Genomic DNA, 21,190 nt, shown 5'->3' on the forward strand with positions numbered 1-21,190 from the left:
TCACTGCAAAATAGGAACGTGAGAAGCTCAAAGAGCAAAGTTAATTATGATAGCCGCAGCGCTTTCATTTTCTTGCGCTTTAGTTGCAACTGAGCCCTGTTGACACTTTCCTGGCTACCAATCCATTGCACTCCTTTTTGGCCAAACCGTCGATAAGATTGGCAGCAAGTTTCTAGCGGCCAATTAAGTCTTGTCAAAATACTTGGGATGTTCTTGGGGATCGCTCCTGGCTTATCTTCTTTAATGAGTCTGCCAACCCAGTCGACAAATTTCAGGTAATCGCAAAGGCTAAAAGGGAGTGTAAATGTATCGTTTGAGTAATGGGCTGAGCTTAATATTGCCAATGGTTTAGGTTGTGGTTGTTCTTCCTTTAGAGCTTTGCATCTAAGTTGAATCGATGTGTAAGCTGAGTTTTCCGGTGTAGTGGCAATGTTAGCTCTTATTGGGTTTAAGTCGGTGTATGCCATGGCGCTGATCAAGGCTTGCTCGTCCAATAGTGCTTTGGATGTGTAGCGACTCTCCCAAAAATGCCCTGTACACTTATCTTCTTTATTCGCCTGTTGGGCAATGCCCATATTCAATTCTCTCATAAACCAACTCAAACTCGACAAACGTTGCCGCCACAATGATAGGTGTCGGTTAATTAACGCTTTTTCTTGCTTGTTTAGAGTGGTTTTCCTGAATAATAGCCGTAAGTTAGCAGGAATCTTATGGATTTTTTCCCAGCGCTTAAGTACTTCTGTATTGCTTAAACTTTCAGCTTTGTAGGTGTTTATATGTATCACGAGATGATAGTGGTTACTCATAATAGCATAGGCACAAATATCAATACAAAAGATGGCGCTTAATGACCAAAGACGTTGTTCAATCCAATCTTTACGATGCTCAAAGCTACGTCCGGTTAGAGGATCGTTACCACAGAGAAACGTTCGTCTTACACAGCGAGAAGTACAGTGATAGTAAGGCGTTACTTCTGTTTTCACGAGGTGCTTGCGTGCAGTGGTCATTAGGTTCTCGATGTGCTGTTTTTTTATACAGTTTAATCAGTTTGCTTAGAAGTGATAGTTTTTGGGCTTTTATTGTGTTTTGTGTCACTAAAAATGGTATTTATTAAACATGACTTTGAACAAAAAAGTGATTTACTTAGTAAACGAATGGTAACGGATAGATAAAAGGACAGGCTAGATATTGTGGCTAGTTGTTGAAATGGATAGATAAAAGGACAGGCTAGATATTGAAGTTAGTTGTTGAAATGAGGTGGGCATCATTAGTGAGGAAACAATAAAAGGGCTGTCCTTATATAAATAAAAAGGACAGTCCTCATCGAAATCAGCCTCTATCGGCATCCAGTATCTTCATATCGGTAAAATTTAATCAAATCGATATTATTCAAATAGCGTGCTATGAAGCTTTTGTACCACATTTTTAGCTTCGTCTGCATCGACTAAGAAACACAGGTTGTGGTCGCTTGCTCCGTAACAAATCATGCGAAGGTGGTAATCACCCAAAGTGCTAAATACTTGTTTTGCATAGCCCTTTGTTTCCATTTGATTGCCAATGAGAGCAACTAAACTGAGATTTCTTTCTACGTCGACGTGGGCCAATTCTTCGAGTTCTGCTCTTACTTCAGTAGGAAGTTCTGGAGAGCCGCCGGAGGTGTCGGTTTTGTCGAGTGTAATGGAAACGCTGATTTCAGAGGTCGTGATCAAGTCAACAGAAACCTTGTGCTTGGCTAAAATTTCGAAAACTTTTGCTAAGAATCCGTAGGCGTGGAACATTTTTGCACTGCGCAAAGTAACCATAGTTTGATTACTACGCAAAGCAAGGGCTCTAAATTGAGGAGAGCTTTCGACTTGATGACGAATCCAGGTACCGCCTTGCTCGGGCGCTTTTGATGAACCGACAAAAACAGGAATATCATGGCGAAGTGCTGGAACTAGTGTCGCTGGGTGCAAAATTTTCGCGCCAAAGTTCGCCATTTCAGAGGCTTCGTTGAAGCTAATTTCAGGGATCGGAGAAGCATTCGGAGCTATTCTTGGGTCGGTGGTATAAATCCCTGGGACATCGGTCCAAATTTGTAGGCCTTGTGCTTTCACTGCTTCTGCAATGAGAGCGGCGCTGTAGTCACTGCCACCTCGCCCTAGTGTTGTGGTATTGCCCGCATCATCTGAACCAATAAAACCTTGGGTAACAACAACTTTTGCCTCACATAAAGGGCGTAGTGTTTCCATGGCCAGTTGACCTGTTAGTGTCACATCGGGTTCTGCTCTGCCGAATTGGTCGTCGGTTTTTAGCACATCACGAATATCAAACCTTACCGCATCGAGACCTTGTTCGACCATCAGTTGCGCGAGTATATAAGTCGACATTAATTCACCGCAAGCGACGAGGTGATCCGTCAATTTGTTGCTCACTTGGATGGCAGACGCTTCTGCTAAGCTACGGACGGTATCTAAAATGCGTTCGAGTTCTACGCGCACCATATCAGTATCGTTAAGGTGCTCTAAAATTGAAAAATGAATGTGCTCAAGTTTGGTGATAATGGATTGACGCTCCTCGATGTCTGCAACACCATTAGCAAGTAAAACCAATAGGTTAGTGACTCCGGAGCAAGCACTGCTGACCACCAATCGAGTTTGCGGATTGCTTTTTACAATCGCTGCACAACGGCTCATTGCCTCGAAATCAGCAACACTAGTACCACCAAATTTTGCAACATTAAATGCGCTCACGTTTGTTCTCCCACGACTTAAAAAATGAATAAAGTATGCGCCGAGAGAAGAGAGTGAAGGGAAAACAGCGAGGAAAAAAAGATAGATAATCTAGACCTCAGAAGCTCCTCATCAATTGAGTTGATGACAGTTGATGGGATTCAACCCAAGTCAACCGACAGATTTAAACCACACTTTAAATCTACCTCGGCATTGCTCCCCCTCTTTGTTTTGTATTGGATTTGCGGTTCCACAAAACAATTACCTGGGCAATGCTCCTCTTCTGCAATTTGCCCGCCCATTGAACGTGTTTATACGTTTTTTGTCAATCGAAAAGTCATGTTATCTCAGTTGGCTTATAAGATTCGTGATCATGAAGATATCAGGACAGGCTATATTTAGTGACAAATAAGGACAGTCCAAATTACAAATTAATAAAAAGGACAGCCCAAATTAAAGCTGTCCTTTTATGTTGTCTCGTTATCTAGCCTGTCCCTTTAAGATATTTCTTTAAGGTCAGAGAGTATTGGGGCTGTCCCATTATCTCTTATCTGGCCATTATCGGAGGGGCTTTATTGGTCGGCTAATAAATGATCCATCGCCTCGATCAAGCTTTCAACCTTACTGGCTTGATAAGTATCGGGGTGGGCATCGGAAAATGCACCAATATCATTGTCATAGTATCGACCTTGTGCTGTCGCAAATTCATCAGATAACGCTGCACGGACCAGAATGTCGGCACCAATGCTCAAGTCGCTGCCCGCTATTCCGTAGGCTTGATTGACCATTTTACTGCCCAAAAAGGACTTAGGATTAACTGAGATGATGACAGGACCGTGACTGCCTTGCGCGTTGCCAAGGGCGTGAGACCACATGGTTAAAGCCAGTTTACTTTGTGCGTATGCATCGTTATCGCCAAGACGAACTGTGCCCTTAAGCGCGTCGAGATTGACAGATTTTTGCGCGGCAGAGGAGAGGTTGACGACACGGCCAGAGCTTGGCATTAATGGAAGTAACGCTTTCGTGATTTGATATGGCGCTAAGGTATTGACCATAAAACGAATATCTAAGCCTTTTTCATTAATAGGCGCTGATGTTGTGAAAATACCCGCATTATTGATCACGATATCGATCTGACCATCTCGGCTTTCTAACTGCGTCGTCATGGTATTCACCGCCTCTTGCTGAGACAGATCAGCGATCAGGGCTTCAATGTTCACTGTGCTGTTTATCGCCATGAGTTGCTCACTAACTTGTTTTACTTTGGCTGGGTTTCGGCCGTGAACAATCACATTATGGCCAATCTCGACAAGAGACTTTGCGGTTTCGTAGCCGATGCCATCGGTGGCACCGGTAATTAAAATTGTTTTTTTCATGTTCATCTCTCTTAGTTATCTTCAGCCAAATCAATCCCTTCAAGTAAAGCATGATGGCTTACTGAGCCCTGGGTTCTGGCGTCGAGTTGTGGTTTATAAAGCGGATCTTGCATGAAGTTGAGAGCGGCTTGTTTACTTGGCCATTCGATGATTGCGCGAACTGCAGGCTGTTCTCGGTTGCCTTCAAGAGTCATATGTTCGGTGGTTTTTGCAATGTAGCGCCCCCCGTAGTGAGCCACTCGTGGGCTGGCGACTTCTGAGTATTCTTCAAGCCAATCTTGACTGGTTGGCGTGACTTCTAAAACGGAGAAATATTTTTGCGTCATCACTTGTCCTCTCGATAACAGATCACATTCAAAGTCTAGGTGGCCACCCTTACCATTAATGGCCAGCGATAAATTGACTTTAGCTGGTGTGATTAGGTTGAACAATGGCGAATAACGATAAAGATTTTATAGAAAAAATTGATAATCATGACTTGTTAATTTATTCACTATCGATACTCTTAATAATATAAGCATGATTTACCTTCTTTCTCGCTTTTAATCACAACGGAATCGATGATGAATATTGAGCATTTAAAGATGTTTGTCCGCTTGGCATCAACTCACAACATCAGCTTGGCTGGCAGTGCGTTAGGGCTATCTCCTGCGGTGGCGAGTACTTACATCAGCAAATTAGAGCAGTCGTTAAATGTACGTTTGGTACACAGAACGACCCGGCAAGTCTCTTTAACTCAAGAAGGGATTGCATTTTTACCACATGCGAGAGAGGTGCTAGAGAGTGTTGAGTCAGCTCGGGCATCGGTTGGCGCGGGTAAAGCCGTGCCTCAGGGGGTGTTAAGGATTTCCGCTCCTGCATCATTTGGCCGTATGCATTTGATTCCATTAATGAAAGAGTTTACCCAGCACTACCCTCAGCTGACGTTGGATTTTCGACTGTCCGATAGCATTATCGATTTGGTTGAAGGTGGTTTTGATGTGGCAATCCGCAATGCCGCATTGAAAGACTCCACTTTAGTTGCGAGGAAATTGGCCTCGGATACCCGACGTTTGTGTGTGTCTCCAGATTACATCGAACAGTATGGGCAGCCAGAACACCCCAATGATTTAATGGAGCATCGCTTTTTGCATTTAAGTGGTACCGAAACGTGTTTGTTCGAAACAGCCAAAGGCGAGTTAGCGATCAAGCCGAAGGGACATTTTTTTGCCGATAATGGTGAGGCCGTACGCGATGCCTGTATTGCTGGTTTAGGGATTGCTATTTGCTCGACGTGGTGTTGCAATCAATCGCTTCAAAATGGTGAGTTGGTAGAAGTCTTGACTGATTACCGTCTCAAAACGGACTCGGCAATTTGGGCGGTTTATCCAAGCTCCAGAATGTTAGCGCCTAAAGTACGAGCATTTATCGACTTTTTCTCCGAACGTTTTGGACCAGAGCCTTATTGGGACAGCCCAAATAGCGAAATAACAGGACAGTCTAAATAACCTGGCGTTATTGCAGTAGAAGCTGTTTGGTAAAATTCAAATGAGGACAGGCAAGATTGTTCGTCTTTTGTAATTAGCTATAGGTTATCAGTCTGTCCTTTTTGTCATTCCCGCCTGTCCTTTTATGACTTTTCTTATGTCGCTAAATCTTGCCTGTCCTTTTTGGGGGCTGTTTTTTGCTGTGATGAATGCTGTTAAAGAGATGTGGGTATTGAGGAAAAATGAGTGGTGCTGTTCAAAGATATTGACTTGGTCTTGCGGACCATCAGCTGAGTGATATGGTAGATGGGTTAATCACTCGCACAGCTAAGGAATCAGCATGACATTTGAACGCTTTTACCCGCCGCAACGAACCTTGATGGGCCCGGGGCCGTCAGACATTTCACCACAAGTATTACAAGCGCTGAGTCGGCCAACAATAGGTCACCTAGATCCTTGTTTTATATCGCTAATGGATGAAATAAAACAGCTATTGCGCTATGCCTTTCAAACTAAAAATGAGCTGACTTTTCCTATTTCTGCTCCGGGTAGTGCGGGGATGGAAGCCTGTATTGTCAATTTAGTTGAACCTGGCGATCAAGTGATTGTGTGTCGAAATGGGGTGTTCGGCGAGCGCTTAAGAGAGAATGTTATACGCTGTGGCGGTGAGCCTATTGTGGTTGATGATGAATGGGGGCAACCGGTTAGCGTGAACAAAGTAAAACACGCTTTTGAGCAGCATCCCGATTGCCGATTACTCGCTTTCGTTCATGCAGAAACCTCTACCGGTGTGTTATCTGATGCCAAGGCGCTCTCTGATATTGCTAAGCAGTTTCAAGCATTGACTATTGTTGATGCGGTGACATCTTTAGGTGGGGTGCCATTGTATGTCGATGATTGGCAACTCGATGCGGTGTATTCTGGCAGTCAGAAGTGTTTATCGTGTGTACCAGGTTTATCGCCGGTGACTTTTTCTGAGCGTGCGGTACACAAAATGCAATCGCGTCAAACCCCTGTGCAAAGTTGGTTTCTCGACCAAAACCTAATTTTGGGTTATTGGGGAGGTCAGAATCAGCGAAGTTATCATCATACTGCTCCGGTTAATAGTCTTTATGCACTTCACGAGTCGTTGGTGATGCTGGCTAATGAGGGCTTAGAAAAAAGCTGGCAACGACATCGGGACATGCATCAACTGCTGGTGCATGGTTTGAGCGACTTAGACATAGGATTTATTGTGGACGATGATGTAAGGTTGCCGCAACTCAATGCCATTCGGGTTCCCTCTGGCGTTGAAGAGGCCTTGGTGCGTTATCAACTATTGCAGCGTTTTAATCTCGAAATTGGTGCAGGGCTAGGCAAGATGGCTGGGCAAGCATGGCGTGTCGGTTTGATGGGCTATGGTGCCCGTGAGGAAAATGTCGCCCTTTGTTTACACGCCTTGGAAAAAGTACTCAGAGATTAAGTGATACTGACATAATGGGACAGGCTAGATAATCCTCGCGATAATTTGGTGAGGGCATTATTTGGCCTGTCCTTTTATCTTGGCTAGATAATCCTCGCGATAATTTGGTGAGGGCATTATTTGGCCTGTCCTTTTATCTTTGCTTTTATCTTTGTCCTTTTTATTGTTTGTTGGACCTATTTGGTTGAAATATTGCTTGTCCCTTTATCTAATCCATCCCCTTTACTATAAACACAGAGTGTACAAGCTGCGTTATGCCACCGTTTTGACTTTGGTTTCACTTGCGCTTTGAAGCCGTTAGACTGTGCGGTGTATTTTTATGCTTTTTAAGGAGCGATTATGTTAGTCGGAGTCACACTTGGTAGTCGAGATTTACACAAAGCGGGTGAGTTTTATGATCAGTTACTCGCCGTAGTCGGGATGGAGCGCACCATGCAAGTTGAGGGTGAAATCGGTTATGGCCCAATTGGTGGGACGAGTTGCTTTTGGGTATTAACCCCTTTTAATCAAAAGCCTGCGACCGTTGGTAATGGTGTTCAGGTTACTTTTCAGGCGCGATCTCGAGCTGAAGTGGATGCGTTTCACCAAAAGGCGCTGGATCTAGGTGGTTCTGATGAAGGTGCACCGGGATATCGTTATCGTCCTCATTACTACGGTGCTTATTGCCGCGATCTTGATGGGAACAAATTGCATGTGATGTTTGAAGGGCAAGATGAATCAATATAAGGACAGGCTAGATAGTCAATGCATCATTAAATACAAGTCGATAGGTTGCCTGTCCTAATATAGAAGCGATAACTGCCTTCCTAATATGAAGGTGGATGTCTGGGATATCTTGCCTGTCCCTTTAAAAGTTAGGAAAAAGACAGTGAATGACAGTGTGATACAGTTCGCTGTGTTTAACTATCTTGTACTGTCTCATACTGTGTTTCACTGTCTTACACTGTTTTTCACTGCCCCACTACAAAGCGCGGTTTAGCGGGGTGGTCGCGGTGCCTTTTGGCGCGTTGTTATCGGGGGCAAAGTCGTGTCCCGGGAACAAGAAATCGGCCTCTTTTTTCACCTGTTGGACTTTTAACGGCATGTCAAGTTGACGATAAGCGGTGAGTAAATTGCGGTAGTATTCCGTTCTAGGTTGATTTTGAATCATGCCTAATGCCCAATGGATATAGCGCTCAAGAGCAATGGGGTCTTGGTCTCTGAGGCCGTCTTTTAGGTCGGCGGTGTAACGCGCTTTGTCGAGTCGGTCTTGCCACAGGTAGGCGTTGAGTAAAGCACTCAGTTGCTCGGGGTGATCTTCCCCTTCGGCCTCGTAACGGGTGAGAGCCAGCCCGCTTTGTAAAGTGGTCACCAACACCAGAGTAGTCACGGTTGGAATAAGCCAGCAGCTCACTTGCAATCCTTTTTTCCAGCCTCTCCACAGCGGTAAGTCGTAGATTTTTCCACCGCGCTGATCGATCCAGTAAAGCAAGATCAAAAATGAAAGCCAGTGAATTGACGATAGATAGAACGGATACTCGAGTTGGGTATGCAATAGTATCGGTACCAAGATCGAAAAGGTGGCTAAGCGCGTACCCGGTTTACCACGTCGCAGGCGATAAATCACATAACACCCCGCAATGAGAATACCCAGTAAGGGCAGAGCACCACCTTCTACGCCCCAGTACAACAGCTCGTTTTGTGGGTGAGTGAGGTTGGGCAAACCGGCAGGGTAGTCTGGATTGAGGGCGTGTTGATGGGCGGTATACAAAATATAGCTTTCTTCAAAGCGCCCGTATCCATAGCCACTAAAGGGTTTTTCGATCAGCATGTCCAGGCTTTGCGGGTAAGTAAATGAGCGCGATGAGGTGAGCCCGAGTTTTTGTGCGGCGACACTTTCGCCGTCGAGTTGCTGGTCGGTGATAAGCCCTGCGCCGAGTACGATGCCGATCAAACACATCATCGCCCAGGTCATTGCACGTCGCCAAGGGACAAAACGGCGCAAATACGGCAGCATCAGCACTAATGAGACGAAAGTCGCCAGCCAAGCGGTGCGTGAGGCGATCATGATGATCAGCGGTAATAAAATTGTTGGTGTGACCAAACACACGGCGTGAATAAACCAGTGTTTGTTGTATTTATAGGGCAAACGAGCAAAGCAATAGGTGGCTAAGATGAGCCCCGTGGCCAAAAAGCTTGAGATCACATTTGGCTGTTGAAAGATCCCATAGGGCCGGTTGCTGTCGATGTTGTAACCGAGCAAGTTGTCGGCATCGAGTAAAAAGTATTGATAATAGGCGAACAGCGCTTCGATATTGGCGGCGAGAATAATCAAAAATAGCAAGCTCTGCTTTTGATTGTTGTTCAGCTTAAATTGTTGTAATACTGATAAAAAAAGCCAACCAGCCCAGAGTCCCACCAGGCGAGGAAGCGCGTGGCTTAGGTCGGATTCGGGGTAGAATATCGGCAGGCTCATCAAGACGCAGACCACCAACAACAAGACGCTGAGTTTGCTGACTCGCCAAGTGTTCATACGCCATGCCTGCCACAAACCAATGCCAATAATCCAAGACGCGGCAATCCACGTGGTGAGGTTAAAGGGGAGCGAAAAGCCTTCTCCGCCGCTGTTGGGCAAAAAAATGTGCATAGCGAATAAATACAACACGGCCATGGAGACCATAAACAGTCGAGTTAGAGGTAAAACGATTGGCTTTGGAGCCAGTTTGGTGCCGCTGTAGTGAACGATGGCCATGGTGTTAGGTTCTCTTTTTCGGTCAACGTCGGGTGACGGTAGCAAAAGCTGGGCGTTATTGGCTTGGTTTATTGCACTCGATGATGCCATGTCTCTCTTAACGTGGGTTGTGATCCCAACGAGATTCAATCATTTAGCATTTGAGTCGCTAATAAAAAGCTCGATAACAGTGTTTAAAAAATGGTTAGAGTTACTGTTTAACCATTTGTTTATTTTAAATATTTATTTCTTCTCTCTTTTTACGCAGCGGTTCTCGTTATCCAATCGGTTTTGATTGTCTTCTCGAACAGCCGCGAACGCCCCGCTAAGTCAATAAGCTACCATATCAAGCGCCAGTGAGAAATTGAAGCGCATCAAAGCGGTAAGTGGCTTTAGCCGTGGCTCACCACTCACTTTTTCTTTGCGCTTCACACGTTTGTTGGGGTTAATTTTTTGCCGTCAATAATGGGCCAAGAAAGCGTGCGGTGTGCGAACCAACTACTTTAGCAACGTCTTCTGGCGTGCCTTGCGCAATGATTTCGCCGCCGCCTTGCCCCCCCTCTGGCCCGAGGTCGACAATCCAGTCAGCGGTTTTGATCACGTCGAGATTGTGCTCGATGACCACCACGGTATTGCCGCGATCCCTTAGCTGATGAAGAACGGTAAGTAGCTGAGCAATATCGTGAAAGTGCAACCCTGTCGTTGGCTCATCGAGAATGTATAGCGTTTTGCCTGTGTCGCGTTTTGATAGCTCACGAGCTAATTTAACGCGCTGCGCTTCACCACCAGACAAGGTAGTGGCCGCTTGACCGAGGCGAATGTAAGACAAGCCGACGTCGATCAGAGTTTGCAGTTTACGGGCTATTACCGGCACGGGGGCAAAGAACTCACGAGCGTCTTCAACTGTTAATTCAAGTACTTCCGCAATGGTTTTGCCTTTGTAGCGAATGTCGAGGGTTTCGCGGTTGTAGCGTTTCCCTTGGCAAGTATCGCAAGGGACATAGACATCGGGTAAAAAGTGCATTTCAACTTTGATGACACCGTCACCCTGACAAGCTTCACAGCGGCCGCCGCGCACGTTAAAACTAAAGCGGCCAGGTTTGTAGCCACGAGAGCGTGACTCTTGTGTGCCGGCAAACAATTCGCGTATTGGCGTGAAAATCCCTGTGTAGGTCGCAGGGTTAGAGCGCGGCGTGCGGCCAATCGGGCTTTGATCAATGTCGATGACTTTGTCGAAGTGCTCCAATCCTTTGATCTTTTTATACGGCGCCGGTTTGGCTGTGGTGGCGCCATTGAGCGCGGTGTGGGCAATTTTGAAAAACGTATCGTTGATCAAGGTCGATTTACCTGACCCCGATACACCGGTGATACACGTGAATAGACCGACGGGCAGATTGAAGTCAACGTCCTTGAGGTTGTTGCCACTGGCGCCACTCAAATTGACCATTTTTTTCTTGTCGACCGGGGTGCGCTGTGCAGGTACGGCAATCGCTTGTCGGCCACTTAAGTATTGGCCGGTTAATGAATCTTCAGTGGCGATGATGTCTTCAACGCTGCCTTGTGCACAGATACTGCCGCCATGAACCCCAGCGCCGGGGCCGATGTCGATCACGTGATCGGCACTGCGAATGGCGTCTTCATCGTGTTCGACGACCAAAACGGTATTACCAAGATCACGCAGGTGATTGAGGGTTTTGAGCAAGCGTTCGTTGTCGCGTTGATGCAAGCCAATCGAAGGCTCATCGAGAACGTACATCACGCCAACCAAACCAGCGCCAATTTGGCTCGCCAGTCGAATGCGTTGCGCTTCACCGCCGGAGAGGGTTTCTGCACTGCGCGATAGGTTGAGATAATTGAGCCCCACATTGACCAAAAAGTGCAAGCGGTCGTGGATCTCTTTCATGACTTTTTCGGCGATTTTGGCACGCTGCCCTGTGAGCTCTAAGTTCTCGAAAAAGCGCAAGGTGTCGCCAATGCTGAGTTCGGTAATGGTCGGCAAGTTGGTGTCGCCGATAAACACGTGGCGAGCTTCTTGACGCAAGCGGGTGCCACCACAACTGGCGCAAGATTTGGTTGAAATCAACTTGCTGAGATCTTCGCGAACGCTGTTCGATTCGGTTTCGTGGTAGCGGCGTTCAAGCGTGTTGAGAATGCCTTCAAAAGGATGGCGTTTGACGCGCATATCACCGCGGTCATTGACGTATTTAAACTCAATATTTTGACGGCCAGAGCCTTGCAAAATAACCGATTGAATTTTCTTTGGCAGTTTTTCGAACGGCGTGGAAAGATCAAAATCATAATGCTCTGCTAAGGCGCTGAGCATTTGATAGTAATAAAAATTTCGTTTGTCCCAACCGCGAATTGCCCCATCGGCCAAACTGAGCGATGGGTCGGTGACCACGCGGTCGGCGTCGAAGTACTGTTGCACGCCAAGGCCATCACAGGTCGAACAGGCGCCGGCTGGGTTGTTGAACGAAAACAGCCTTGGCTCGAGCTCTTGCATGCTGTAGCCACATTGTGAACAGGCGAAGTTAGCCGAAAAGACGATGTCGTTGCCAGGCTCGTCCATCGAAGAGGCCACTACCACGCCGCCAGTGAGCTCTAGGGCGGTTTCGAACGATTCGGCCAAGCGCTGTTGCAAGTCGTCGCGAATCTTAAAGCGGTCGACCACCACTTCTATCGTGTGTTTCTTTTGTAGTTCGAGCGACGGTGGATCGGATAGGTCGCAGATCTCGCCATCGATGCGAGCGCGGATAAAACCTTGAGCGGCGAGGTTTTGCAGGGTTTTACTGTGTTCGCCTTTGCGCTCTTTAATGATTGGAGCAAGGAGCATCCAGCGGCTGCCTTCAGCTTGTTCCAAGACTTTATCAACCATTTGGCTCACGGTTTGTGCCGCTAGTGGCTCATCGTGATCTGGGCAGCGAGGCTCACCGACGCGCGCATACAACAAGCGCAGATAATCGTAGATTTCGGTAATGGTGCCGACGGTTGAGCGAGGGTTGTGTGAGGTGGATTTTTGCTCGATCGAAATCGCTGGCGACAAGCCTTCAATGTGGTCGACATCGGGTTTTTCCATTAAGGATAAAAACTGGCGCGCGTAAGCTGAGAGGGACTCAACATAGCGTCTTTGCCCTTCGGCATAGAGAGTATCAAAGGCCAATGAGGATTTGCCTGAACCCGATAGCCCCGTGATCACAATCAGTTTATCTCGAGGAATGGTTAGGTTGATGTCTTTTAAGTTATGAGTGCGGGCACCGCGTACTTCGATCTTATCCATTTTCACCGCTCTAAACAGGTTACCAAGCCTTAGTATGGCATACTCTGGGCAAAAGAGGGAAGTGAGAACTGTATAAAGAAACAGTAAAAAGAAGGTCGCTGTGCTTAAGGAAAGACAGTGAAGGACAGTCAATAACAGTGAAACACAGTCCGCTGCGCTTAACACAGTGAAACACAGCGCTCAACGCCTAGCTCTAGGTTTTACTGTTTTACACTGTCTTATACTGTGTTTGACTGTTTTACACTTTGATTTAAAACAGGTCGCTGCGCTGCAAGATCGTTTCACTGCAAGGACGCTTCGCTAAAGGGGCAAGGTAAAGATAGTGAAAGACAGTCAATAACAGTGAAACACAGTCCGCTGCGCTTAACACAGTGAAACACAGCGCTCACGCTTAGCTCTAGGTTTTACTGTGTTTCACTGTCTCATACTGTGTTTGACTGTTTTAAACTGTGTTTCACTGCTTATTAATGCAAATTGTTACGAGCCCAGTACATGGCTTGAGTGCGATTGCCAACATCAATTTTTTTATAGATGTGATGGATATGGGTTTTAACTGTGTGCTCACTGATGTAGAGCTTGTCACTGATTTCTGAATTGGTTTCGCCGAGTCCCAAGCACTCCAAGACTTCTTGTTCGCGAGCGGTCAACAGCCCTTTGGCGTAGGCAATGCGATTTAAAGTGCTTTCGCGGTAGTAGTACAGCAGTTGGCTGGCAATTTGACGCGGCAACCAGTCTTTGTTGTTGAGAATATTACTAATGCCATGGGTAATGGCACTTAACGGTGATTCACGCTGAAAAAAGCCCTTGAGACAACCAAAGCGCAATAAGTTGTCGGTTGGCAATGAATCACGCCCGTTGATGATGATCACATCGTGTTTGTAGAGGTCGACCTTGTGACGTTTGGCTTCCGCCAGCACGAGTTCTGACTCAAAAAAATCAATCAGAAACACTTTGTGTGGGATATCGAGCTGCCCGAGGTTTGCCACCTTACACACTGTCAGTGATTGGTTGTGTTCTGCCAATGCTTCCGTTAGTTGGCTGGCCATCACGGGCTTATCGTGGCTGCTTAACATGATGAGTTGGCGCTGGTAGTAAGTGTTACTGTTCATGCTAGACTCCTTGTCGGTATGGGTAGTGGTTTTGATGTTTTTATTATGGTGTTGCCTTGGTATGAACTTAGTGTGTGGTCAAAGGCCGCCTCCGATGATGCGTTGAGGGCGAGTCGGTGATGGCTCTCTGCTCACTGAAAAGAGCTTGGTTAGCTAGTCGGGATTTTTCCAATCGAGAAAAAAATATTTGGGAAGCTCGTTGGCTTTTTACTCATCCACTGGCGCCATAATTGAGAAAGGCGTAACATTTTTTCGCATTCTGCCCCCACGGAGGGTGACAGCGCATATAATCAGAACAGGTAGCCGCTTTGAACTTGTTTCCAAGGTAAAGCGTGGTATCCTTAGTCGCTAATTATCCAATCAGAACCTCAAACGGAGCACACTATGGCGAGCCGTGGAATTAACAAAGTTATCTTAGTTGGTAATCTAGGTAACGACCCTGAAATCCGTTATATGCCCAGTGGTGGCGCTGTAGCGAACCTGACTCTTGCAACTTCGGAGTCATGGCGCGATAAAGCGACTGGCGAACAGCGTGAAAAAACCGAATGGCACCGCGTGGCCTTGTTTGGCAAGTTGGCGGAAGTGGCGGGTGAGTACCTGCGCAAAGGCTCTCAAGTTTACATTGAAGGGCAATTGCAGACGCGTAAATGGCAAGATCAAAGCGGTCAAGACCGTTACACCACCGAAGTGGTTGTACAAGGCTTTAACGGTGTGATGCAAATGCTTGGCGGTCGTCAAGGTGGCGGTGCCCCTATGGGTCAAGGCGGCCAACCTGCCGGCGGTCAACAAGGCTGGGGTCAACCACAACAGCCTCAGTATCAGCAGCCTCAATCTTCTCCAGCGCCAGCACAATCGGCCCCGAAAGCGCCGCAACAGCAGCCGCCGGCTCAGCAGTACAATGAGCCACCAATGGATTTTGACGACGATATTCCGTTTTAATCTCGGCCTGTTTATGTTGTTAGAAACCACTCCTCGCGAGTGGTTTTTTTTAAGAAGACAGTGAAAGACAGTGTGACACAGTAAAACACAGTAAAACACAGTTCGCTTCGCTTAACACAGGGAAAAGATAGATCGCTGCGCTTAAAAAGAAGATCGCTGCGCTGCAAGATCGTTTCACTGCAAGGACGCTTCGCTCAAGTGGCAAGGAAAAGACAGTGAAAGACAGTGTGACACAGTAAAACACAGTCCGCTGCGCTAAACACAGGGAAAAAGTTCAGGACACCCACCAATTTGTTTGCGGTGAAATACATGGGTGTCCTGTAACTGGTTCTTTTCTAACTCAAACGGGGTCGGATTTGCGAGATAGACTGACTGACCTAGCGCTCTGTGCTGTGCGGATCCGACCCCTAGACGTGATGAGTTTAATGGACTAAGAATCAGTGTTGATGTAGGCGCAGTCATTTGTGTGGGTTGGTGAGTTTAGTTTGTCTTTGCTAAGTCAGTTCGAGCTATAGGGGGCGGATCAACAAACGTTGATCGCCGTGGTGATTATAGCGATCTCGCGAATCCGACCCCGATTATCCTGCACTTTGATTTCGTCACTCACTGCAACGCTCTTTTTAGGACAGCCATCAATTTTGAGGTGATTAAATACATGGGTGTCCCGTAAATAAAGTAAAACACAGTCCGCTGCGCTAAACACAGTAAATGACAGGGGAACACAGCTATCAAAGTTCAGATCTAGGTTTTACTGTTTTTTACTGTCTTACACTGTGTTTGACTGTTTTTCACTGTCTCATACTGTGTTTCACTGAGGGAGCTCTCCCCGTCTTGATATTCATCAAAAACACCTCAAACAGTGAATTAATCCATTCGCCTAATCACTGTGCTTCTGCCTATAATTAATCAAGTGATTAATTTGCATCGACCCTGCCTTGTTATAGGAGGTCTTTGATGAGGGAATATCATGGCAGAGCCACCACGCCGAGCGGGGCGTCCACAACAGCCTACGCAAGCTCGAGAAACATTAATTCATCAGGCGCGAGCGCTGTTTGTCTCCAAGCCCTACGCCCAAGTTTCACTGCGTATGGTGGCCAAAAACGCTGGGGTGAACAGTGCGCTTATCCATTATTACTTCACTGACAAGGCGGGGTTGTTTGAAGCGGTGATACGAGAAACCATCGCGCCGATGTTGAGTAATATTGAGCGTCTGTTGGCACAACAATCCCCAGACTCTTTTTATCAATTAATGGAAATCTACTATCAAGAAATGGGCAAAGTGCCTGATTTTCCTCGTCTCATTTTTCAAACATTGTATGGCGCTAACCACGAAACCCCCAGGCAATTGCTCGACGGTATTTTTGGCGATATTACGTCACTGATTGAACGTTTATTTGCCCATATTGCCGATAATCATCTACTTCAGCCTGATATTGATAGCCGTTTGGCGCGTATTAGTTATCTCAGTTTAATGGTCTTTCCTTTTTTGGCGCCCCCTGCGTTTTATCAAATGCATCATATTGAGCTTAGTGAGGACTTTCTCAAGCGCTTATATCAACACAATCTCCACGTGATCCGTCACGGTTTTTTACAAACGGAGTCGAAGTGCCAAGAGTGAGAGACAACTTGCCCCGCCACAGCGGCGGATGAATACATCAAAGGAGTAACAAGATAATGGCATCGAGGTGGATAAGCGCAGTGGTTATCGCACTGTCTGTGGTGGCGGTTTGGTTGGCGGTGCAAAGTCGGCTTCAGCCCACGGACATTGACAGTGTGGCTTACACGCCAGTTGTGAACGTGGTTACCGTCACGGAGCGAGAGGTGGCCCCCCAAGCGATGGGGTATGGCGTTGTCGCCGCTCAGCAAGATTGGCAAATGGTGGCACAGGTTGCTGGTGAGGTGGTGTTTAAACACCCGAATCTACAGACGGGGTTCCAATTGCCACAAGGGGAAACCGTGTTGCAGATGGATGATCTTGACTATCAATTGCGCTTTGAACAAGCCAAGGCTCAAGTCAGTGAGTACCAAGCAGAATTAATGCGTAAGCAACAACAGAAAAAAAATCTACACGACTCGATACGCCTAGAGCAGCAACACCTTTCTTTGCTGGAAAAAGAGGTTCAACGCCAGTTGCGCCTGCAAAGTAAAGGGTTGGGGGTTGATGTTGATCTCGATACTCAGCGCCGAGCGGTCTTGACTCAGCAAGGGGCCTTGTCCGCCTTACAACAAGAGTTGGCTTTGTGGCCCAGTGAGGTGGCCAAAACCGAAGCACAATTGGCCAATGCGCAAGCCCAATGGCAACTGGCGCAGCGCGAGCGAGAAAAAACGCGCTGGCAACTCGCGCAGCCCGTTTATGTTGAGGAGGTCAGTGTGACGCTTGGTCAGTGGGTCAATGCTGGCCAAGTTCTGGCCTCGGGTTATCAGATGGGCGCAATGACATTGCCGGTGATGATCTCACAACAAGCGTGGTCGGTACTGATGGCACAAGGCGGTTTTCAAAACGCGACGGCCCAAATCAGTTGGCAGCAAGGGGCCCACACCACACAGATCGACGCTGGGGTTCGCAGTGTCGGTCAAGGTGTAGATACCACGACGTCGATGGTCACGGTTACGCTGGAGCTTCCCCTCTCACAAGGCGTGAACCGCGAGGGAATATCGCCCATGCCGACCAAAGGACAGATGGTCACCGCACAGATCAACGGCCAACCGAGCCGGCAGATGGTGATCCCCGCCAGCGCTTTACACGGTGATAAGGTTTATCGCTTGAGCGCCGATAATCAGGTGGAGTTTGTTGCGGTGACGCCTTTGTTTTCTCAGCAAGGCTGGGTGGCCATTGACTCTGAGTTACGCCGCGGCGATCGCCTTATTGCTCAAGACCTTTTACCCGTGGTTGAGGGAATGCGTGTTCGCCCTGAAGGAGAGGCATTGTGATTGCTTTTTTTACTCGTCATCCTACCGCAGCCAATTTGTTGATGTTGGCGATGTTGGTATTAGGGGTATCCTCGTTGAGCGGACTTAAACGCGAGACGTTTCCCGAATTTGCCCCGCCTTATGTTTCCATCAACGCCGTTTACCCCGGTGCGTCGGCCAAGGAGGTGGAACAGGAATTGTGCCTTCGAATCGAAGAGGCGATGGATGGCTTGTCCAATATCGATGAGGTGCGCTGTGAGTCGTTAGAGGGGGTGGCCGAGGCGAAGATCAAGCTCAATAGTCAAGCACCACTGTCGCGAATGCTGCTCGATATTCAAACCCAAATTGATGCGATTGACGATTTTCCTCAGGCGTTGGAGTCTGTGGTTGTACAAGAGTTGGATTGGAAAGAGCCGGTGATTGATATCGCCATCAGTGCCCCGCTGAGTTTGCCCGAACTGAAGTTGTATGCCGAGCAACTTAAACGCGAACTCAAACAACAAATGGGGGTGGCGTTGGTGACGGTAACCGGGTTTTCTGATCACTTGTGGCGAGTGGATGTTGATCCATTGGCACTGCGCCAGTTAGGCATGAGCGTCGCGCAAATTGCCGATCAACTCGGCGGGCAAATTCAGTCTTCGCCGGCGGGGACCTTATCGACGGCGCAAGGGGAGTTTTTGATCCGCTTTGGCGATGCGGTAACGTCTGTGGAAGATTTGAACGCCTTGGTGGTGGCGGCGGATGAGCAAGGCCGACAAGTGAGGCTGGGTGAAATCGCTCGTATTGACGATCAATTTGAGCTGGCTGAAAACAAAATTCTTTTTGACGATAAACCCGCCGCGGTACTGAAGATCTACAAACGAAAAAGCGATGATGCGTTAGACATCAAAGCCAAAGTGGCTGAGTTTGTCGAACAACAACGCCAGTTTACCCCAACCGGTGTAACGCTCACATTGAGCAATGATCTGTCCTCGGTACTGTGGGACCGCTTGTCGATGATGATCAAAAACGGCGCGCAGGGCATTGTGCTGGTGTTTTTGTGTATGTGGTTGTTCTTCTCGTTCCGCTATTCTCTGTGGGTCGCGCTTGGTTTGCCAGCGGCTTTTTTGGGTGGCTTGTTTTTAATGGCTCAATTGGGGCTGTCGATCAACGTGATGTCCTTAGTCGGTCTGTTAATGGCGATAGGGATCATGATGGACGATTCGATAGTGATTGCCGAGTCCGTCGCCTCGCATATTGACCGCGGTCAGCCGCTCGAGCAAGCGGTCGTCAATGGGGTAACAAAAGTCTTACCTGGGGTGATGTCTTCTTTTTTGACCACCTTGTGTATTTTTGGCGGCTTGTTGTTTCTCGATGGTCAGATGGGCGCGGTGCTCAAAGCCGTACCCCAGGTGTTGATTTTAGTCTTAGCGCTGAGTTTGATCGAGGCATTTTGGATTCTACCTCATCACTTAGCCACTTCTTTGCGCGGTGAACAAAACAAGCGGTCAATGTTGCGGGGGCCTTGGCCGATAAAAACAAGGTTGTTGAGTCAGTTTGAACGCTTTCGCCAAGGGGCATTGGTTCGCGCGGTGGATGCGGTGCTGCGCTATCGCTACCTTTTCTTGGCGTGCGTCTTGGCAAGTCTTCTGTTTGCGTTGGCCGCGGTGATCGGTGGCATTGTTCGTTTTCAGCCGTTCCCGACCATGGATGGCGATGTGATTGAAGCGCGTGTGACCTTACCACCAGGGACGCCTTTGTCTCAAACCGAATCGCTAGTGGCGAAGATTGCCGCGGGGGCCAAACAAGCCGCGACGGAGTTAAGTCGCACTAAGGAAGGGGGGCGTGTGTTGCTGCGCCACCTCACTGAGCAATATAACCACAATGCCGATGCCAACGAAAGCGGGCCGCATTTGGCAACGGTACGGCTGGATTTACTGACCGCCGAAGCGCGCCATACCACGATCAGCGAATTTATTGCTCATTGGCGAGACGCGGTGGGCGAGTTGGCCGGCCCGATTGCCGTTGTCTACAAACAGCCAGCGATGGGGCCGGGGGGACGTGCGGTCGATTTTCGTATGATGCACGACGATCTTAATGTGCTCAAACAAGCGTCGTTGCAAAGCCAACACTATTTGCGCTCCTTGGGCCTCAATGGCGTTGTTGATAGTATGCGCCTTGGCAAGCCTGAGTATGTGTTAACCCTCAAAGCCAATGCCTTGCGCTTGGGGCTAAACCGGGCTGAGGTGGCCGAGCAAATTCGCTCGGCTTTGCTTGGTATCACCGCAAATGAGCGGCAATGGCGAGGCGAGAGCATTGATATCGAGGTGCGGATCGCTGACGATAAGCTCGATCAACTCAGCGAATTAGAAAACCTACCGATACAATTGGCCGATGGTCAGTTTGCGCCTTTATCTGCTTTAGTCGAGATTCAACCCCAGCGCGATTATGTGGCGATAGAGCGAATTGATGGACGCCGAGCCATCAGTGTTTATGCCGAGACGTATGGCACGTCATTGAGCTCGACGGAAGTCAATCGCCGTTTGAGCCAAGACTTACAGCCGCGATTACAGGCCGAGTTCCCAGGTTTGCGATTTGCCAGTGATGGCGAAGCCAAAGACGCAGCGCAAACTGGGCAGTCGATGGCGAAAGGCTTTTTGCTCGGTTTGTTTGGCGTGTTTGTTATTTTAAGTTATCAATTTCGCAGTTACATCGAGCCTTTGGTGGTGATGTTGGCGATCCCGTTAGCGCTGATCGGCGTTATCGTTGGGCATGGGCTGTTGGGTTACCCATTGAGTATGCCCAGTGTGATGGGCTTTATTTCGTTGGCGGGTATTGTGGTCAATGATTCTATTTTGTTGGTGCAGTACATTCGTCATCATTTGCAGGAGGGCGAGCCGTTACATCAGTCGCTGATTTTAGCCAGCCGAGAGCGTTTTCGAGCGGTGTTCTTAACCTCGGTGACCACCGCCGCCGGTTTGTTGCCTTTGTTGTTTGAGCCGAGTTTACAGGCCCAAGTGTTGAAGCCGCTCGTGATTGCCATTGTGTTTGGGGTCTTTAGTTCGACCTTGCTGGTGATTTTTATGGTGCCGGCCGCGTATCAGGTTCTCGATGATTTTGAGTTGACGAGGAGAGACAGGGAATGACAATGAAAGACAGTGTGACACAGTGAATTACAGTCCGCTGCGCTTAACACAGGGAAAAGATAGGTCGCTGCGCTGAAAAAGAAGATCGCTGCGCTTCAAGATCGT

The 21,190-nt window shown here is 47.9% G+C and carries 14 protein-coding genes and 1 riboswitch; of the genes, 7 read left to right on the top strand and 7 right to left on the bottom strand.

Annotated elements, in window-relative coordinates; genetic code table 11:
* Positions 1–44: 44 nt before the first annotated feature.
* From AB0763_RS02565 to AB0763_RS02580, 4 genes are all read right to left on the bottom strand, one after another.
* The gene (locus AB0763_RS02565; RefSeq protein WP_306100990.1) at positions 45–1,007 is read right to left on the bottom strand and encodes a transposase; all 963 of its coding nucleotides are present in this window, start codon (positions 1,005–1,007) and stop codon (positions 45–47) included.
* 378 nt (positions 1,008–1,385) lie between these two features.
* The gene (lysC, locus tag AB0763_RS02570; protein WP_306100991.1) at positions 1,386–2,732 is read right to left on the bottom strand and encodes a lysine-sensitive aspartokinase 3; all 1,347 of its coding nucleotides are present in this window, start codon (positions 2,730–2,732) and stop codon (positions 1,386–1,388) included.
* Between the two features lie 93 nt (positions 2,733–2,825).
* Positions 2,826–3,002, bottom strand: a riboswitch (Lysine riboswitch).
* A 281-nt stretch (positions 3,003–3,283) separates the two neighbouring features.
* A complete protein-coding gene (locus AB0763_RS02575) occupies positions 3,284–4,087 on the bottom strand; it encodes an SDR family NAD(P)-dependent oxidoreductase (protein WP_306100992.1) in 804 nt (267 codons plus the stop codon).
* An 11-nt stretch (positions 4,088–4,098) separates the two neighbouring features.
* Positions 4,099–4,413 carry a DUF1330 domain-containing protein gene (locus AB0763_RS02580; RefSeq protein ID WP_306100993.1) on the bottom strand — a complete coding sequence of 105 codons (315 nt, stop codon included), beginning with the start codon at positions 4,411–4,413 and terminating at the stop codon, positions 4,099–4,101.
* A gap of 237 nt (positions 4,414–4,650) precedes the next feature.
* Here AB0763_RS02580 and AB0763_RS02585 point away from each other — a divergent pair, with 237 nt between their 5' ends.
* The 3 genes from AB0763_RS02585 to AB0763_RS02595 all read left to right on the top strand — a co-directional run bounded on the left by AB0763_RS02585 (position 4,651) and on the right by AB0763_RS02595 (position 7,741).
* Positions 4,651–5,574 carry a LysR family transcriptional regulator gene (locus AB0763_RS02585; RefSeq protein WP_306101241.1) on the top strand — a complete coding sequence of 308 codons (924 nt, stop codon included), beginning with the start codon at positions 4,651–4,653 and terminating at the stop codon, positions 5,572–5,574.
* Positions 5,575–5,893: 319 nt separating this feature from the next.
* Positions 5,894–7,015, top strand: a complete 1,122-nt coding sequence (locus AB0763_RS02590; protein ID WP_306100994.1) for an alanine--glyoxylate aminotransferase family protein — start codon at positions 5,894–5,896, stop codon at positions 7,013–7,015.
* A gap of 339 nt (positions 7,016–7,354) precedes the next feature.
* Positions 7,355–7,741, top strand: coding sequence for a VOC family protein (locus AB0763_RS02595; protein WP_306100995.1), 387 nt, complete (start codon positions 7,355–7,357; stop codon positions 7,739–7,741).
* A gap of 235 nt (positions 7,742–7,976) precedes the next feature.
* Here AB0763_RS02595 and AB0763_RS02600 read toward each other — a convergent pair whose 3' ends face one another.
* The 3 genes from AB0763_RS02600 to AB0763_RS02610 form a co-directional block, all read right to left on the bottom strand.
* On the bottom strand, positions 7,977–9,836 hold the full coding sequence (locus tag AB0763_RS02600; RefSeq protein WP_306100996.1) for a PglL family O-oligosaccharyltransferase: 1,860 nt from the start codon (positions 9,834–9,836) through the stop codon (positions 7,977–7,979).
* A gap of 334 nt (positions 9,837–10,170) precedes the next feature.
* Positions 10,171–13,002, bottom strand: a complete 2,832-nt coding sequence (gene uvrA / locus AB0763_RS02605; RefSeq protein ID WP_306100997.1) for an excinuclease ABC subunit UvrA — start codon at positions 13,000–13,002, stop codon at positions 10,171–10,173.
* Positions 13,003–13,466: 464 nt separating this feature from the next.
* Positions 13,467–14,111 (bottom strand): response regulator transcription factor, encoded by a 645-nt coding sequence (locus AB0763_RS02610; protein WP_306100998.1) that lies wholly within the window; start codon positions 14,109–14,111, stop codon positions 13,467–13,469.
* A gap of 384 nt (positions 14,112–14,495) precedes the next feature.
* On the opposite strand from AB0763_RS02610, the gene AB0763_RS02615 reads away from it, so the two are divergent.
* The 4 genes from AB0763_RS02615 to AB0763_RS02630 all read left to right on the top strand — a co-directional run bounded on the left by AB0763_RS02615 (position 14,496) and on the right by AB0763_RS02630 (position 21,085).
* On the top strand, positions 14,496–15,050 hold the full coding sequence (locus AB0763_RS02615) for a single-stranded DNA-binding protein (protein WP_306100999.1): 555 nt from the start codon (positions 14,496–14,498) through the stop codon (positions 15,048–15,050).
* A 967-nt stretch (positions 15,051–16,017) separates the two neighbouring features.
* Entirely contained in the window at positions 16,018–16,668 is a 651-nt protein-coding gene (locus AB0763_RS02620) for a TetR/AcrR family transcriptional regulator (RefSeq protein WP_306101000.1), read from the top strand.
* A gap of 56 nt (positions 16,669–16,724) precedes the next feature.
* Positions 16,725–17,981, top strand: coding sequence for an efflux RND transporter periplasmic adaptor subunit (locus AB0763_RS02625; protein WP_306101001.1), 1,257 nt, complete (start codon positions 16,725–16,727; stop codon positions 17,979–17,981).
* Positions 17,978–21,085 carry an efflux RND transporter permease subunit gene (locus AB0763_RS02630; RefSeq protein WP_306101002.1) on the top strand — a complete coding sequence of 1,036 codons (3,108 nt, stop codon included), beginning with the start codon at positions 17,978–17,980 and terminating at the stop codon, positions 21,083–21,085. Before AB0763_RS02625 ends, AB0763_RS02630 begins: the two co-directional genes overlap by 4 nt.
* Positions 21,086–21,190 lie beyond the last annotated feature (105 nt).

The organism is Vibrio sp. HB236076 (assembly GCF_040957575.1).
In the GTDB taxonomy this organism is placed as follows: Bacteria; Pseudomonadota; Gammaproteobacteria; order Enterobacterales; family Vibrionaceae; genus Vibrio.

Bases quoted from the DNA above. Each gene is read 5' to 3' on its own strand.
- AB0763_RS02565 (WP_306100990.1), bottom strand. From the start codon at position 1,007: ATGACCACTGCACGCAAGCACCTCGTGAAAACAGAAGTAACGCCTTAC.
- AB0763_RS02575 (WP_306100992.1), bottom strand. From the start codon at position 4,087: ATGAAAAAAACAATTTTAATTACCGGTGCCACCGATGGCATCGGCTAC.
- AB0763_RS02580 (WP_306100993.1), bottom strand. From the start codon at position 4,413: ATGACGCAAAAATATTTCTCCGTTTTAGAAGTCACGCCAACCAGTCAA.
- AB0763_RS02585 (WP_306101241.1), top strand. From the start codon at position 4,651: ATGAATATTGAGCATTTAAAGATGTTTGTCCGCTTGGCATCAACTCAC.
- AB0763_RS02590 (WP_306100994.1), top strand. From the start codon at position 5,894: ATGACATTTGAACGCTTTTACCCGCCGCAACGAACCTTGATGGGCCCG.
- AB0763_RS02595 (WP_306100995.1), top strand. From the start codon at position 7,355: ATGTTAGTCGGAGTCACACTTGGTAGTCGAGATTTACACAAAGCGGGT.
- AB0763_RS02600 (WP_306100996.1), bottom strand. From the start codon at position 9,836: ATGGCATCATCGAGTGCAATAAACCAAGCCAATAACGCCCAGCTTTTG.
- uvrA (WP_306100997.1), bottom strand. From the start codon at position 13,002: ATGGATAAGATCGAAGTACGCGGTGCCCGCACTCATAACTTAAAAGAC.
- AB0763_RS02610 (WP_306100998.1), bottom strand. From the start codon at position 14,111: ATGAACAGTAACACTTACTACCAGCGCCAACTCATCATGTTAAGCAGC.
- AB0763_RS02615 (WP_306100999.1), top strand. From the start codon at position 14,496: ATGGCGAGCCGTGGAATTAACAAAGTTATCTTAGTTGGTAATCTAGGT.
- AB0763_RS02620 (WP_306101000.1), top strand. From the start codon at position 16,018: ATGGCAGAGCCACCACGCCGAGCGGGGCGTCCACAACAGCCTACGCAA.
- AB0763_RS02625 (WP_306101001.1), top strand. From the start codon at position 16,725: ATGGCATCGAGGTGGATAAGCGCAGTGGTTATCGCACTGTCTGTGGTG.